The sequence below is a fragment of the Tropicibacter sp. S64 genome (assembly GCF_049803835.1).
Taxonomy (GTDB): domain Bacteria; phylum Pseudomonadota; class Alphaproteobacteria; order Rhodobacterales; family Rhodobacteraceae; genus Pacificoceanicola.
Genome location: NZ_JBNAGK010000019.1, coordinates 40,069 through 55,199, shown reverse-complemented (window position 1 = coordinate 55,199; position 15,131 = coordinate 40,069). Strand labels below are relative to the sequence as shown.

Below are 15,131 nucleotides of genomic sequence, written 5' to 3'. Positions count from 1 at the left end.
CCCCGATCCTTTTTCGCCACCCTACCCTGACCGCCGCAGATTGAGAATCCCCAAACGACGATGCCCAAGCCCCCCGTCCAGATCGGCCCCTCCGGCTTCCTCGCGATCCGCCGCATCGCGGCCCCGATGACGCAATTCCAGGTGCTGGGTGAGCGCGGCAGCGGCACGAACCTGCTGCGAAAGAGTATCGAGAAGAACCTGCACATCGCCCGCACCGAGGGACTCGGCTGGAAACACGGTTTTCCGCGCATGGTGGCGATCCCGGAAGGGCTGCTCGTCATCTGCATCGTGCGCAATGCCGCCGACTGGGCCCGCTCCATGTACAAACGGCCGTGGCACGTGCACCCCGACCTGCAACAGCTTGATTTCGCTGGATTCATCCGGCACGAATGGATCAGCATCGTGGATCGTCCGGCGGATTTCGAGATGATCCACCCGGAGATGGAGGTCACCGGCGCGGTGCTGCAGATGGATCGTCACCCGATCACCGGCTGCGCCTTTGAAAACCTCTTTGCCCTGCGCACCGCCAAGCTGCGGGCGCTGGCGGGCATGGCCAACCGGGAGCGCAACGTGGTGTTCCTGCGCATGGAGGCCTTTACCGCCGATCCGGGCGGCATGTTGGAAAAGCTCTCGGAAGCCTTTGAAATTGAAAAGAAACCGCCGTTCTACAAACCCGTCCTGCGCCGCCTCGGCACCCGGTTCAGAGCCGCGACGGACGCGCGCCCCGCGCCGCCCGATCCGCTGCCCGAGGCGGACCGGGCCTTCATGCTGGCGCATCTGGATGCGGAGCTGGAAGCCTCCTTCGGCTATACCTATGATTGAGGATCGACCAGTATCGCCCTGAAATCATTCACATTCGTTCCGGTAGGACCGGGCACGAAGAGATCCCCCAGCGCCTCGAAGGCTCCGTAAGGGTCCTGCGCCTTGACGAAATCGCCGGGGTCCCGGCCCATCGCTCGCAGCCGTGCGAGGCTGCAGCCGTCGGCAAAGGCACCGGCGTTGTCCTGCGAGCCGTCGATGCCATCCGTGTCGGCGGCCAGCGCGGCGATCCCGGGCAAGCCCTCGATACCCGCCGCGAGGCTGAGCAGAAACGCCGTGTTCCGCCCGCCGCGTCCGGGATTTTCCCGAAGCGTGACAGTGGTTTCCCCCCCGGACAGCAAGACGACCGGCGCCGGGAAGGGACGGCCGCGCAGGGCAACCTCCCGCGCCAGCGCCGCGTGCATCAATCCGATGTCCTTCGCTTCGCCTTCGATCGCGTCGGACAGGATCACCGCCGGGATGCCTTGCGCCTCCGCCCGAGCCGCCGCCGCCTCCAACGACAGTCGAGCCGAAGCGATGACCTTGACCTCGTGCCCCGCAAAGGCGGCATCGTTCGGGACCGGCGCCGCTGATGCATCACTTGAAATATGACGCATAATCCGTTCTGGAAGAACGATATTTCTCGCCTCGATGTAGCCAAGCGCGTCGCTTGCCGTCACCGCGTCCGGAACGGTCGGCCCCGAGGCCACCTGGGCCGGATCGTCGCCCGGCACATCCGATACAACGAGGCTGACCACCTTCGCCGGCGCCGCCGCGGCGGCCAGCCTGCCGCCCTTGATCCGGCTGACGTGTTTGCGGATGGCGTTCATCACGCCGATAGGTGCGCCGGATGCCAGCAAGGCCCGGTTGAGCGCCTGTTCGTCCTCCAGCGTCAGCCCCTCCGGCGGCGCAGGAAGCAGAGCCGAGCCGCCGCCGCAGACCAGCGCCACCACGAGATCATCCGCGCTGAGCCCCTGCACCGCCCGGAACACCGCGTCCGTCGCCGCGAGGCCCGCCGCGTCGGGCACCGGGTGCGCGGCTTCCAGGACCGGCAGATACCGGCAGGGCGCAGCGTAGCCGTAGCGCGTGACCACAACACCTTCGACCGGTGTCTGCCAAAGCGTCTCGAAGGCCGCCGCCAGCTGCGCCGCGCCCTTGCCAAGCGCGACAACCACGGTTCGGCCCTTCGGCTTGTCCGGCAAGGCCTGCGCCAGCGCGGTCATCGGGTCCGCCGCCGAAACCGCCGCATCGAACAACCCGCTCAGAAAGGCCCGTTTATCCATGTCTCCTGCGTCCCTTCCCCGGCGCACCGCCAGCCTTGCCCGATCATTCGGATTGCATGCGGCCCAGATCGTAACCGTACCAGGCGAGAATGTCCCGCGCCGCCTGCCGCCGTTCCCCGGGTTTGCCGGTGCGGTCCATGATCCACACCTGGCTGCCGTTGGGGTCTCCCAGCGCCGCCGTGCGGTTGTCCACATCCAGCCAGTGCACCCAGACCGGACGACCCTGCACCATCAGCCGTCCGGCCCGCTCCACCACCATCGGCATCGGCCGTCCGTCGAGCACGAACAGCCCGTCCGCGATGCGGATGCGAGCCCCGGGCGCGATGCCGTAGCCTTCGACAACCACCCAATCGCCGCTCAGCCGGTCCAAGGTCACGTCCGCCTGGCTGGCCACCTGCGCGGTCGGATTGCGCACGGGAATGGTCAAATCCTGCACGATCGGCGCCGAACATCCGGCGAGCCAGGCCGAAAAAAGGCAAATCCCGCATGATCGCAGTGCTCTCATGCCAGCGCGGCCCGCACCGCGTCCGCCATCACCGCGCCAAACCGCAGATGCGCGTCCGCGTCCCAATGCACGCCATCCTTGCCGGACACCGTGACGGTCTCGCCCGCATCGACGAAGGGGCAGCCCAGCCGTCCGGCCGCCGCGCGGATATGCATGGCCATGTCCACCTGCCGGGCTTCGGCCCCGGCAAAGACGTCGACCAGCGTGCCGCATTCCCGCACCGGCGGCGGGGCGACGAGCAGCACGCGCCCGACCACGCCCTCGGCGCGGGCGGCCAGCACGATCCGCTCCAGCGAACGGGAAATCTCGTAGGCGCTGACCGAGAAGCGGTTCTTCAGATCGTTGGTCCCCAGCATCAGCACCATCAGGTCAAGCGGCTTGTGCGAATGCAGAATCGCCGGAAGGACCGCAAGGCCGTTGCGCATGCCGCCCTCGACCACGTCCTCATGCACGGTGGTCCGCCCCGGCAGCCCCTCGGAGAGCACACTGTGCTCCGCTCCAAGCGCCCGCGCCATGGCATCGGGCCAGCGGTCCCTGGCGCGGTGCCGGTCCGACTGCCCGGCGATCTCCATCGGCTTCGTGCCGTGGGTGTTGCTGTCGCCGTAACACAGGATCACCGCCATCGCCGTAGTCTCCCTCTCCCGGGTTGTCCGGCCATCAAGGCCATCGATGGGCCGGGGGTCAATCCCGAATTTCGCAACGCTGCCGCGGTTCCGGCACGCGGTCGGACCACTTCCGCCGCAATGTCCGTGCAGGCTGCGGGCATCGACCTGCTGCCGGTCGGAGACTTGACCCATGATCCACGATCTTGCCCTCGAACGCCTGAAGGCCCGCGCCCGGCTGGGTCCGCTGCGCTTTTGCCTGCGCACCCGCGTGCAGGACCGGCCAATGCGGCCGGACGGCGGCGACAGGCCGGTGCCGACACCGTACAAGACGGTCTCCCCCGGCTTTGCCCGCCAGTTCCAGCGACTCGCCGCGCAGTCTCTGGACCGGCCCCCCGTCGCCCGTGCGCCAGCCTGGTCAGCCTTCGTCTGGCTCTGAGGCCGGACCGGCGGCGTCCCGCCCCCGGAAGCCCGTCGCAACCACGAACTTCTCGGAGGAATCGGAGCGGCTGGCCGGCGGCTTGAAATTTGCAACCTTCCGGAACCGTTGCTTCAGGATATGCTGCAAGGTGCCCTCCGCGCCCCCGGCCAGCACCTTGGCCACGAAGGTGCCGCCCTCGTCCAGCACGTCGAAGGCCAGCTCCGCCGCCGCCTCGCAGAGCGCGATGATGCGCAGGTGGTCGGTCTGCTTGTGTCCGGAGGAGGCCGCCGCCATGTCGGACATCACCACATCCGCGCCGCCCCCCAGCCAGCCCTTGATCAGGTCATCCGCGCCGTCCGACAGGAAGTCGAGCTGGTGCAGCTCCGCGCCGGGAATGTGGTCCATCTCCTGCAGGTCGACGCCGAGCACCGTGCCCTTCGCCTTGCCGGACTTCTCGCCGAGCGCATTCACCCGTTTGACCGCCACCTGGCACCAGCCCCCCGGCGCGGCGCCTAGGTCGACCACGCGGGCACCGGGCACGAGGAAGCGGTACTTGTCGTCGATCTCCAGGATCTTGTAGGCCGCGCGGCCGCGATAGCCGTCCGCCCTGGCGCGCTTGACATAGGGATCGTTGAGCTGCCGCTGCAGCCAGCGTGTCGAGGACAGCGACCGGCCGCGCGCGGTCTTCACCTTGACCTTGAGATCGCGCTGCCCGCGCCCGGATGAATTCTTCGGCCCCTTCGCCATGTCTCGCCAACCCGCTCTTCTCTGGTCCCAAAATACCTCGGGGAGTCGCCGCAGGCGACGGGGCGGAGCCCCGATGAGCATGATTTCAGTCTAAAATCATGCTCACCCCGAACCGCCGCTATAGCGGACCGTCTTCGAGAACACCATCCGCAGACATCTGCGCATACAGCAGCCCCTCGCGCAGCCCCCGGTCCGCGACCGACAGCCGGTCCGTCGGCCAGAGTCGCAGCAGTGCCTGCAGGATCGCGCTGCCCGACATGATGAGCGCATGCCGGTCCGGGCCGATCCGCGGATCGCGCCGCCGCCCCGCCGGGCCCATGTCGAGATAGCGCTGGATCACCGCCTCGATCTGGTCGCTGGACATCCTGAGGCCGTCCACCTTCGTCCGGTCGTAGCGCCGCAGCCCCAGGTGTGAGGCAGCCACCGTCGTCACCGTGCCGGAGGTGCCGACGATCTGGAAGCCCTCGCGCTGCTGCTCGTCCTTGTAAGGCGCGAACTCGGCGAGATTCTCCTCGAAGAACCAGCTCATCAGCGCATAGCGCGCCGCGTCGTCCTCCACGTCGCCGAACTGGTCGCGCAGCGTTGCCACGCCCAGCGGCACGCTGATCCAGTCCACCACCCGCGCGGTCGGAAACGGGCTGGCGGGGGCGTGGAAGCCGGCGTGCAGGCGCATGATCGCCCGGGGCCGGTCGCGCGGCTCGACCTTGCTCAGGTCGATCCACACCAGCTCCGTCGAGCCGCCGCCGATGTCCACCACCAGCAACTGTTCCGTCTTGGTCGAGACCAGCGGCGCGCAGCTGATCACCGCGAGGCGGGCCTCCTCCTCCGGCTGGATGATCTCCAGGCTGAGGCCGGTCTCCCGCCGCACCTGCCGGATGAACTCCCGCGCGTTGCGGGCCCGCCGGCAGGCCTCGGTCGCGACGAGGCGCATGTTCTTCACCTCGTGACGGTCGATCTTCTGCTGGCAGACGCGCAGCGCCGCGATGGTGCGGGCCATGGACGAGCGGCTGAGCCGCCCATACTTTTCGAGCCCGTGCCCAAGCTGGACGGACTTGGAGAAGCTGTCGACGACGTGAAACTGGCTGCCCTTGGGTTGGGCAATCAGCATACGACAGCTGTTCGTGCCCAGATCCAGCGCCGCGTAAAGCGCGTTCGGATCGGGCCTGTCAGGCGCGGAACTCTCGACCGGTTTCGGGAAAGCGCCCGCACCCTTGGGACGCTTGGGCGCCATTGTTCTGCGCCTTTTCCGATATCAACTTGGGTTCAGGATAGGCGGCGTGCGGGTATCGCGCAAGCGTCGTGACGGGACTACCGCAAAGGATTCTCGTAAAACCCTGAAAGATAGTCGTATTCGCCCGCCAGCCTCTGCCCCAGAGCAGCCAGAGTCGCAGGCTGCAGATCCTCCGCCCGGAGCCGCGTTTCGCTGCGGTTCGTGCGGCCGAGATCGACCGTCCGCCCGGTCCGCGCACTCAGCTCCGGCCCCAGCTCGGCGAGCGCCTCCGTCCGGTAAACCCGGCTGTAGAACCCGAGGTCCGGGCCGAGGAACAGCGTCGCGGGCAGCACATGGTGCTTGATCGAGGACACCGCCCGGGCATAGGCCGTCAGGTTGCAGAAGAAGAAGTCCGGATCGGGCTCCATCGGCAGGTCCACCTTGCCGCTCTGCAACGACCAGGCGTTGCGCAGGTCGCCGAACTCCAGCACCCGGTTGGTCCAGACCGACAGCAGCCGCGCCAGAGGATCGCGCACCACGCAGAAGCGGAAATATCCCTCCAGCCCGGCCATCCGCTGCGGCCGGAAGCGCTCCGTCGGATAGAGCCGGTGCCAGGTGTCCACATCGCGCCGCGCCTCCGGCGGCAGGCGCACGTCCGGGTCCACGAGCGCCAGCGCCCGCTTGACCGAGGAGCAGGCCGCTTTCGGCAGGGGCACATAGGCCAGCTTGTAGGCTTCGATCCGGACGACCATATCACTTCCGCGTTGCGTGCGCCTCTCATACCCCGCCAACCAGCCTCATGAAAACCATGAGAATTTCGAGATGGACGCGCCGCGGCAGATCCCTAGGGTCCCGGCTGTCGGAATTTGCGTGGCGAAAGTCGAAAATGGCCCCTGTCGCGACAAGTTTCGCCTTTATGAACCGCACCAACAGAACTGGAATCACAGCCGATGGCAGAGCTCACAATCGTCTACTGGCGCGACATCCCGGCGCAGGTCATCGTCGGCAAGGGCCGACGCGGCGCCAAGGCCATCCTGCCCGAGCGCTTCGAGCAGGCCATCGACCGCGCCGCCATGAAGACCGGCGCCTCCGAGACCGACGCCTACCTCGCCGAATGGCGCAAGGTGCCGTCGGGCGAGGTCGAGGGTGACCCCCAGGACGCCGCCAACGCCGAAGCGGCGCGGCTGGACACGGAATACGACGGCGAGCGCATCAAGGCGCTCATCGCAAACGATGGATGGGCCTGAGGCCCCGACGATGAACCTGAAGGAGACGGTCATGGCCCTGTTCAATTTCCGCAAGCGTGAAGACACCCTGCCCGCCTTCGCCAACGGCGATACCGAGGCGTTCCTGCAGGGCTACTCCATCGAGGTGATGCCGCGCACCGCCGAGAAGGTCGAGGACTTCCGCGCCCTGCTGCCGGAAGGCACCCGGGTCTACATCGCCCATATCGAGGGCACGCCGATCGAGGACATGGTCGCCACGGCCAAGCGCCTCAACGCGGACGGCTTCAAGGTCATGCCGCACTTCCCGGCGCGGATCATCAAGGACAAGGCGATGCTCGCCGACTGGATCGCCCGCTACCAGGGCGAGGCCAACGTGCGTCAGGCCCTGCTGCTCGCGGGCGGCGTGGCACAGCCGCACGGCGACTTCCACAGCTCCATGCAGCTGATGGAAACCGGCCTCTTCGACGAGGCGGGCTTCGAGCGTCTGCACGTTGCCGGTCACCCGGAGGGCAACAAGGACATCGACGCGGACGGCGGCGACCGCCTCGTGATGGAGGCTCTGCGCTGGAAGCAGGACTTCCAGTCCCGCACCGACGCGAAGATGGCCCTCGCCACCCAGTTCTGCTTCGACGCCGACCCGATCATCGCCTGGGCCGACCGCCTAAAGGCGAACGGCATCACCCTGCCGATCCATATCGGCATCGCCGGCCCGGCCAAGCTGCAGACCCTGATCAAGTTCGCCATCGCCTGCGGCGTCGGCCCCTCGCTCAAGGTCCTGCAGAAGCGTGCCATGGACGTGTCCAAGCTGCTCCTGCCCTACGAGCCCACCGAGGTCGTCCAGAAGCTCGCCGCCCACAAGGCCGCGAACCCGGACTTCAACATCGAGACCTGCCATTTCTTCCCGCTCGGCGGGATCAAGAGCAACGCGCAGTGGGCAATCGACAATGGCGGCGCTTCTGCTGTTCCCGCCGCCAAGACGGGCTGATAAGACGCACGCATGACACATGCCTTGCTCTTTGATCTGGACGGCACGCTGATCCAGTCCGACCCCCTGCACTTCGCCGTGTTCTCCGAAATGTTCGAGGAACGCGGCCGGAGCATCGACGAAGCCTTCTACATGGAACACATCCATGGCCATCTGAACCTGGACAGCTTCCCCAGGCTGTTCCCGGGCGAGGATGCGCAGGCGCTCTCCGATCTCAAGGAGCTGCGCTTCCGCGAGCGCCTCATCGGCGGCCAGCCCCCGATGCCCGGCGCGCCGGAGCTTCTGGCGCGGGCCAAGGCCGCAGGCTGGGGCCTCGCCGTGGTGACCAACGCGCCGCGCGTCAATGCCGAGCACATGCTCAAGGCCATCGGCCTGCGCGACGCCTTCGAGGTGCTGGTGATCGGCGACGAATGCGTCGCGGGCAAGCCGGACCCGGAGCCCTATCTCGCCGCCATGCGCGCGCTGCAGGTCACGCCCGAGCATTGCATCGCCTTCGAGGACAGCCCCTCCGGCCTGAAAGCCGCCCGCGCCTCCGGCGCCTACACCGTCGGCATCCGCTCCGCCGGGGACGACCCGCATCTTCGCGCCGCCGGCGCCCATGAAACCATTGCAGATTACACCGACCCGGGCCTTGGACAGATCCTCGCCCGCCTCGCAGGAGAGAACGCATGACCCGCACCGTGATCGAGTCCGCCACCAAGACCGCCATCATCGGCTTTGACCAGCCCTTCTGCGTCATCGGCGAGCGCATCAACCCCACGGGCCGCAAGATCCTCAACGAGGAGCTGGAGCGCGGCGATTTTTCCCGCGTGGAGGCCGACGCGCTGGCGCAGGTCGCCGCCGGGGCCACCGTGCTCGACATCAACTCCGGCGCCGTCTTCTCCAACAAGATGGCCGAGGACCCGCGCTACGCCGACAACAACTTCGTCGAGCCGACCCTGATGAAGCAGCTGGTGGAATGCGTGCAGGCCGTCACCGACTGCCCGCTCTGCATCGACAGCTCCGTGCCCGGCGCGCTGGAAAACGGCCTCGCCGCCGCCAAGGGCCGCCCGCTGCTGAACTCCGTCACCGGCGAGGAGGAGCGCCTCGAACTCGTCCTGCCGCTGGTCAAGAAATACAACGTGCCGGTCGTGGCGATCTCCAACGACGACACCGGCATCTCCGAGGACCCGGAAGTCCGCTTCGCCGTGGCCAAGAAGATCGTCGAACGCGCCGCCGATTTCGGCATCCCGGCACATGACATCGTGGTCGACCCGCTGGTCATGCCGATCGGCGCCATGGCGACCGCCGGCCTGCAGGTCTTCACCCTCGTGCGCCGCCTGCGCGAGGAATTGGGCGTGAACACCACCTGCGGCGCGTCCAACATCTCCTTCGGCCTGCCGAACCGCCACGGCATCAACAACGCCTTCCTGCCGATGGCCATGGGCGCGGGCATGACCTCCGCGATCATGAACCCGGTGGCGCTGCCGGTCGGCCCCAAAGCCATCGCCGAGAAACGCGCCGCCGTCGAAGCCGCGGGCATCATCCTGCCCGGGGACATGGACGACGAAACCTTCGTCCAGATGTTCGGCATGGGCAGCACCCTGCCCCGCCCGGGCAAGGAAATGGAAGCGATCCGCGCCGCCAACTTCCTGACCAACAACGACACCTCGGGCGGCGAATGGATCCGCTTCAACAAGGCCCCCGCCGCCGCCGGTGAGGCCGCGGGCGGTCGCCGCGGCGGAGGCCGCCGCCGTCGCGGCTGATCCCCGTCCCAGGCAACGAACAAAAGCCCCGGAGCATCCTCCGGGGCTTTCTTCTTTCCGGACCCAACCCGATCAGGCCAAACCCGACACGGCAGCAATGCCCCATGGGCTTCTTCTTGGCTCAAATACCCCAAACCGCGGGCCGAAGGCCCGCGCCGGTCGACCGGGCGCAGCCCGGGCGAAATCCCTCAATGCGCCCCGGCCTCGTCCTTGCCGCCGAACAGCGCCGCCCAGACCGGGGCCACGAGGTAGACCCCCACCGGGATCAACACCAGCCCCCAGGCCAGACCCAGCACGAAATCCGACGCCGCCGTGATGATCCATTCGAACGCGGGCGAGCCCTGCCCGTAGTCCACCGCCAGATGGTGGATGAACTCTTCCGGCACGGGCCAGCCCATCTGGGCCAGCGAATGCACGATGATCGAGCCGCCGACCCAGAGCATCGCCGCCGTGCCGATGATCATCAGCGCCTTCAGGAACCACGGCATGAACTTGACGATCCCGCGCCCCAGCGCCCGCGTCAGCCCGAGCCGCCCGACCTGGCTCAGCCACAACCCGATATCGTCCATCTTCACGATCACCGCCACCGCGCCGTAGACCGCGAAGGTGATCCCGATCCCGACCACCGCCAACACCGCCGCCTGCATCCACAGCGACGGCTGGTCGATCTGGCTCAGCGCGATCGTCATGATCTCCGCCGAGAGGATGAAATCGGTCTTGATCGCGCCCTTGACCTTCTTCTCCTCCAGATGCGTCGGATCGCCGATGTCATGGCTGCCGTCCGGCCCACCCGAATGGTCATCATGCGGCATCACCACATGGGCAATCTTCTCCGCCCCTTCGAAACACAGGTAACTGCCGCCGAGAATCAGCAGCGGCGGTACCATCCAGGGCGCGTAGATCCCGAGCAGCAGCGCCACCGGGAGAAGGATGATCAGCTTGTTGAACAACGAGCCGCGCGCAATCCGCCAGATGATCGGCAACTCCCGCGCGGGCTCGAACCCCTGCACGTATTTCGGTGTCACCGCCGCGTCGTCGATCAGCACGCCGGCGGTTTTCGACCCGGCCTTCGCCGCCGCCGCCGCCACGTCGTCGACCGAAGCCGCCGCGATCTTAGCGATGCCCGCCACGTCATCCAATAGCGCCAGTAAACCGCTCATCCGCCTGCTCCCGAAAGCCTTTTTTGCACTCTATCCACTACGCCCCCCGGCGCAAGACAAGCCGCCCGCCGCCCAGGGCGCTCAGCACCAGGCAGCCGCCCGCGATGGCCCAGTTCTTGACGAAGATGCTCATCTGCCACGGATCGTCGGGGATCAGGTGGAAGTACGACGTCACGATGCAATAGAGCGCCAGCATCAGCGCCACGGGCCTCAGCCAGAGGCCCAGGATCACTGCCAGCGCCGCCCCGAGGTTGAACAGCGCCGCCGGCCAGACCAGCCACCCCGGCAGGCCCGCCCCCGTCAGCAGAGCCGCCGCCGGGGCCGGATCGGTGAGCTTCTGCACGAAGCCCGCCACGAACAGCGCCGCAATCAGCAGCCGCCCGGCCAGGGCCGTCCAATCCTCGTAACGCTGGTAGCGCATGACCGATTCCCGCCTTTCCGCGCCTGTCCGAACCCGTTATCGCAAACGCTTTGGAAAGGTTAGCGCAACCAAGGGACCGGACCACAGGTTTATCGCTAACATGCTGGCGGAAAACACTATTTTGCCTTTGCAGACGCAGGATGCCCGCCTATACCCACGGTAACGAACGCTTGGATCGGAGACACGCGCATGACCGTCACGGTTGGTATCAACGGATTTGGCCGCATCGGCCGCTGCACGCTCGCCCACATCGCGGAAAGCGCCCGCAACGACGTCCAGGTGGTCAGGATCAATGCCCCCGGCCCGATCGAGACCCATGCGCACCTGCTGCGCTACGACAGCGTCCACGGCCGCTTCCCCGGTGAAGTGAAGGTCAAGGGCGATGCCATCGACCTCGGCCGCGGCCCGATCGACGTGATGTCCTCCTACGACCTCGACGCGCTCGACTGGGGCGGCTGCGACGTGGTGCTCGAATGCACCGGCCAGTTCAACGACGGCACCAAGGCCGCAACGCACCTGCAGCGCGGCGCGAAATCCGTGCTGATCTCCGCGCCCGCGAAGAACGTGCAGAAAACCATCGTCTACGGCGTCAACCACCGCGACCTCGTGCCGGGCGATACGATGATCTCCAACGGCTCCTGCACCACGAACTGCCTCGCGCCGCTGGCCAAGGTCCTCGACGAGGCCATCGGCATCGAGAGCGGCATCATGACGACAATCCACAGCTACACCGGCGACCAACCGACGCTGGACCGCCGCCACGCGGACCTCTACCGCGCCCGCGCCGCCGCCATGGCGATGATCCCGACGTCCACCGGCGCCGCCAAGGCGCTCGGCGAGGTGCTCCCGAACCTCAAGGGCAAGCTCGACGGCACCGCCATGCGCGTGCCGACCCCGAACGTCTCCGCCGTTGACCTGACCTTCTACGCCGGCAAGGACGTGACCGTCGATGACGTGAACGCCGTAGTCGCCGAAGCCGCCGCGGGCCGCATGGGCTCGGTCCTGTCCTACGATCCGGAGCCGAAGGTCTCCATCGACTTCAACCACACGACGCATTCCTCGGTCTTTGCCCCGGACCAGACGAAGGTCACCGGCAAGCGCCTCGTGCGCGTGCTGGCCTGGTACGACAATGAATGGGGCTTCTCGGCCCGCATGGCCGATGTCGCCGGCGCCATGGGCCGCCTGCTGCACTGAGCCGCGTCGCGGACCTCTGTCAAACGGGGCCCGGCCTTTGGCCGGGCTCTTTCTGTTTGAAAGGCAGGGGCTTCGCCCCTCTGGCCTGCGGCCATTCACCCGAGGATATTTCGGGCAAGAGGAAAACGCAGGCTCAGCGCACCGCCCGCTGCGCAATTTCCAGCATCAGCCGGGTGGCCTGCGCCATGTCCTGCACCGAGACCCACTCCAGCGGACCGTGAACGTTCTGCATGCCACAGAACAGGTTCGGCGTCGGCAGGCCCAGTTCCGTCAGCCGCGAGCCGTCCGTGCCGCCCCGGATCGGCACCGAGATCGGCGTGATTCCGATGGCGCGGGCAGAGTCCCGGGCGAGGTCCACGGGCGTCATGTCCTCTTCCAGCCAGTAGCGCATGTTGCGGTACTGCGGCGTGATCTCGCAGGTGATGCGCGCGCGCGGCTCCGTCGCCTGCACCGCCTCGCAGATGCTCTGCAGCATCGCGCCCTTCGCCGCCAGTCCGTCCCGCTCGAAATCGCGCAGGATCAGCGTGATCTCCATCCGGTCCGCATCGCCGCTCATCTGCGTGACGTGCAAAAAGCCGTCGCGATCCGCGGTGTTCTCCGGCGCCATGGTGGCATGCGGCAGCATCGAGACGATCTTCGAGGCCAGGGTCGTGGCGTTCACCAGCTTGCCGGTGGCCCAGCCGGGATGGATCGACACCCCCTGCACCACCACCTTCGCCCCGTCCGCAGAGAAGCTCTCGTAGGTGATGTCGCCCAGATCGCCGCCGTCGAAGGTATAGGCAAAATCGCAGGCCAGATCCTTCGGCAGGTCCGCATGCACCCCGCGGGCGATCTCCTCGTCCGGCGTGAAGGCCACGCGCACCGGGCCATGCCGGAGACCCGGCGTCGACAGCAGATGCCGCGCCGCCGTCATCACGATGCTGATGCCCGCCTTGTCATCCGCCCCGAGCAGCGTGGTGCCGGAGGCGGTGACGATGTCATGCCCCACCTTGCCCGCGAGATAGGGAAAGGCCTCCGGCGTCAGCGACAGGTCCGGCGCATCGGGAAAGCTGATCGCCCCGCCGTTGTAGCCCCGCACCACGCGCGGCTTCACGCCCGTCGCGTTGAACTGCGGCGCGGTGTCCACATGCGCGAGGAAGCCGACAGTCGGGCCCTCGACGGTTCCCGGGATCGTGGCGATCACCGCGCCATACTCCGTCAGAACCACGTCCTGCGCGCCGATCTCTTCCAGCTCGGCCTTCAGCATCCGCGACAGATCCAGCTGGCAAGCCGTGGACGGCACCGAGGGCGAGGCCGCATCGCTCTGGGTATCCACGGCGCAATACCGCACCAGCCGCGCCTCCAGTTCCGCGTCGAACTGCCCTGTCATGCTGCGCACCCTCCTGCTTCTTTGGTCCACAAATACCTGGGGGAGGCTCGCCAGAGCCGTGGGGGCAAAGCCCCCGAACAAAATTTTCGCCCCGGAAAATTTTTACCCGCTCAGAGGTAATCCGCCCGCTGCAGGCCATATTTGGCCATCTTCTCGTTCAGCGTCCGGCGCGGCAGGCATAGCTCGTCCATCACCTGCGCAATCGAGCCCTTGTGGCGGCGCATGGTGTTGTCGATCAACATGCGCTCGAAGGCTTCGACGTATTCCTTCAGCGGCTTGCCCTCGGTGGTCATCACCGGCTGCATCTGGTCGTGATCGCTCATCAGCAGCGAGGCAATCGTGCCCTGTCCGCGCCGCGACTGCAGCACCGCCCGCTCCGCGAGGTTGATCAGCTGCCGCACGTTGCCGGGCCAGGGCGCTTGCAGCAGTTGCGCCGCCTCCTGCGCAGACACCTTCGGTGCGTCGCAACCGTACTCATCCGCATATTGCTCGGACAGGCGCGTAAACAGCGTCAGGATGTCCTCGCCCCGTGTCCGGAGCGGCGGGACCACGATCTTCAGCGCCGCGAGGCGGTAATAGAGGTCAGGGCGCATGGTGCTCTCGCAGGTGCGGCCCTCGTCCTGCAGGTTGCAGATCGCCACGATCCGCGTCTCCGGCGGGTTGCCCTGTTCGTCCAGCACCGACAGGAGCCGCGCCTGCGCCGCGTCGCTCAGCGCCTCGATGTCTTCCAGCACCAGCGTGCCGCCGCGAGCCTCCTCGATGGCCGGAAGGCGCGTCTCCTCCGGCTGCATCGGGCCGAAGAGACGGTGCAGCAGCGCGTCCTCGTCCAGGGCCGCGCAGCTCACCAGCACGAATTTCTTGCCCGCCCGCGCCCCGACCGCGTGCAGCGCGTGCGCCACAAGCGTCTTGCCGGTGCCGGTCTCGCCTTCGATCAGCACATGGCCATCCGCCTGCCCCAGATCGAGAATGTCCTCGCGCAGCCGCTCCATGATCGGCGAGCCGCCGATCAGCTTGCGCATGATCTGCTCGCCCCCCGCCAGCTCCCGGCGCAGCGCCCGGTTGTCCAGCGTCAGCCGCCGGGCATTCGTCGCCTTCTTCGCCAGTTCCGACATGCGGTCCGGGTTGAACGGCTTTTCGAGGAAGTCGAAAGCCCCGATCCGCATCGCCTCCACCGCCATCGGCACGTCGCCGTGGCCGGTGATCATGATCACGGGCAGGGCCGAATCCGCGCCCATCAGCTTCTTGAGGAACTGGATGCCATCCATCCCCGGCATCTTGATGTCGGAAATCACGATCCCCGGGTAATCCGCGCCAAGGCTGCCGAGCGCCTCTTCGGCGCTGGCATAGGTCTCCGTGTCATAGCCGGACAGCGCGAGCCATTGGCTGATCGACTGACGCATGTCCTTCTCGTCGTCGACAATGGCGATCTTCATGGCTGTGGACATTTGTCGTTCCTTCAAACTCT

17 protein-coding genes are annotated in these 15,131 nt (G+C 67.1%); 7 read left to right on the top strand and 10 right to left on the bottom strand.

Annotated elements, in window-relative coordinates; translation table 11 throughout:
- Positions 1 to 60: 60 nt before the first annotated feature.
- The gene (locus ACP159_RS23360) at positions 61 to 822 is read left to right on the top strand and encodes a hypothetical protein (RefSeq protein WP_425102145.1); all 762 of its coding nucleotides are present in this window, start codon (positions 61 to 63) and stop codon (positions 820 to 822) included.
- Here ACP159_RS23360 and ACP159_RS23355 read toward each other — a convergent pair.
- The 3 genes from ACP159_RS23355 to ACP159_RS23345 form a co-directional block, all read right to left on the bottom strand.
- Entirely contained in the window at positions 813 to 2,081 is a 1,269-nt protein-coding gene (locus ACP159_RS23355) for a glycerate kinase type-2 family protein (RefSeq protein WP_425102144.1), read from the bottom strand. The two genes, ACP159_RS23360 and ACP159_RS23355, sit on opposite strands and share 10 nt — an antisense overlap.
- 43 nt (positions 2,082 to 2,124) lie before the next feature.
- Positions 2,125 to 2,517, bottom strand: a complete 393-nt coding sequence (locus ACP159_RS23350; protein WP_425102143.1) for a lipocalin — start codon at positions 2,515 to 2,517, stop codon at positions 2,125 to 2,127.
- Positions 2,518 to 2,582: 65 nt separating this feature from the next.
- Positions 2,583 to 3,209, bottom strand: coding sequence for an SGNH/GDSL hydrolase family protein (locus ACP159_RS23345; RefSeq protein WP_425102142.1), 627 nt, complete (start codon positions 3,207 to 3,209; stop codon positions 2,583 to 2,585).
- A 172-nt stretch (positions 3,210 to 3,381) separates the two neighbouring features.
- Here ACP159_RS23345 and ACP159_RS23340 point away from each other — a divergent pair, with 172 nt between their 5' ends.
- Positions 3,382 to 3,627, top strand: coding sequence for a hypothetical protein (locus tag ACP159_RS23340; RefSeq protein WP_425102141.1), 246 nt, complete (start codon positions 3,382 to 3,384; stop codon positions 3,625 to 3,627).
- Here the strand turns inward: ACP159_RS23340 and ACP159_RS23335 are convergent.
- The 3 genes from ACP159_RS23335 to ACP159_RS23325 form a co-directional block, all read right to left on the bottom strand.
- The gene (locus ACP159_RS23335) at positions 3,607 to 4,356 is read right to left on the bottom strand and encodes an RlmE family RNA methyltransferase (RefSeq protein WP_425102140.1); all 750 of its coding nucleotides are present in this window, start codon (positions 4,354 to 4,356) and stop codon (positions 3,607 to 3,609) included. The genes ACP159_RS23340 and ACP159_RS23335 overlap by 21 nt on opposite strands.
- Before the next feature lie 118 nt (positions 4,357 to 4,474).
- Positions 4,475 to 5,587, bottom strand: a complete 1,113-nt coding sequence (locus ACP159_RS23330) for a Ppx/GppA phosphatase family protein (RefSeq protein ID WP_425102139.1) — start codon at positions 5,585 to 5,587, stop codon at positions 4,475 to 4,477.
- 77 nt (positions 5,588 to 5,664) lie between these two features.
- The gene (locus ACP159_RS23325; RefSeq protein WP_425102138.1) at positions 5,665 to 6,318 is read right to left on the bottom strand and encodes a sulfotransferase family 2 domain-containing protein; all 654 of its coding nucleotides are present in this window, start codon (positions 6,316 to 6,318) and stop codon (positions 5,665 to 5,667) included.
- A gap of 198 nt (positions 6,319 to 6,516) precedes the next feature.
- Between ACP159_RS23325 and ACP159_RS23320 the strand changes: the two genes are divergently transcribed.
- Genes ACP159_RS23320 through ACP159_RS23305 form a run of 4 tightly spaced genes read left to right on the top strand, consistent with a single transcriptional unit; the run spans position 6,517 to position 9,522 of the window.
- Entirely contained in the window at positions 6,517 to 6,813 is a 297-nt protein-coding gene (locus tag ACP159_RS23320) for a virulence factor (RefSeq protein WP_425102137.1), read from the top strand.
- Positions 6,814 to 6,844: 31 nt separating this feature from the next.
- Positions 6,845 to 7,777 carry a methylenetetrahydrofolate reductase gene (locus ACP159_RS23315; RefSeq protein WP_425102136.1) on the top strand — a complete coding sequence of 311 codons (933 nt, stop codon included), beginning with the start codon at positions 6,845 to 6,847 and terminating at the stop codon, positions 7,775 to 7,777.
- 12 nt (positions 7,778 to 7,789) lie between these two features.
- Positions 7,790 to 8,449: an HAD family hydrolase gene (locus ACP159_RS23310; RefSeq protein ID WP_425102135.1), complete on the top strand. Its 660-nt coding sequence runs from the start codon at positions 7,790 to 7,792 to the stop codon at positions 8,447 to 8,449.
- Positions 8,446 to 9,522 (top strand): methyltetrahydrofolate cobalamin methyltransferase, encoded by a 1,077-nt coding sequence (locus tag ACP159_RS23305; RefSeq protein WP_425102134.1) that lies wholly within the window; start codon positions 8,446 to 8,448, stop codon positions 9,520 to 9,522. Before ACP159_RS23310 ends, ACP159_RS23305 begins: the two co-directional genes overlap by 4 nt.
- Positions 9,523 to 9,710: 188 nt before the next feature.
- Here ACP159_RS23305 and ACP159_RS23300 read toward each other — a convergent pair whose 3' ends face one another.
- Positions 9,711 to 10,682 carry a DUF808 domain-containing protein gene (locus ACP159_RS23300; protein ID WP_425102133.1) on the bottom strand — a complete coding sequence of 324 codons (972 nt, stop codon included), beginning with the start codon at positions 10,680 to 10,682 and terminating at the stop codon, positions 9,711 to 9,713.
- Positions 10,683 to 10,719: 37 nt separating this feature from the next.
- On the bottom strand, positions 10,720 to 11,103 hold the full coding sequence (locus ACP159_RS23295; RefSeq protein ID WP_425102132.1) for a DoxX family protein: 384 nt from the start codon (positions 11,101 to 11,103) through the stop codon (positions 10,720 to 10,722).
- 189 nt (positions 11,104 to 11,292) lie between these two features.
- Between ACP159_RS23295 and gap the strand changes: the two genes are divergently transcribed.
- Positions 11,293 to 12,297: a type I glyceraldehyde-3-phosphate dehydrogenase gene (gene gap / locus ACP159_RS23290; RefSeq protein ID WP_425102131.1), complete on the top strand. Its 1,005-nt coding sequence runs from the start codon at positions 11,293 to 11,295 to the stop codon at positions 12,295 to 12,297.
- Positions 12,298 to 12,430: 133 nt separating this feature from the next.
- Here gap and pepT read toward each other — a convergent pair whose 3' ends face one another.
- Positions 12,431 to 13,666 (bottom strand): peptidase T, encoded by a 1,236-nt coding sequence (gene pepT / locus ACP159_RS23285; RefSeq protein ID WP_425102130.1) that lies wholly within the window; start codon positions 13,664 to 13,666, stop codon positions 12,431 to 12,433.
- Positions 13,667 to 13,776: 110 nt separating this feature from the next.
- The gene (locus ACP159_RS23280) at positions 13,777 to 15,111 is read right to left on the bottom strand and encodes a sigma-54-dependent transcriptional regulator (RefSeq protein ID WP_425102129.1); all 1,335 of its coding nucleotides are present in this window, start codon (positions 15,109 to 15,111) and stop codon (positions 13,777 to 13,779) included.
- Between the last annotated feature and the right edge of the window lie 20 nt (positions 15,112 to 15,131).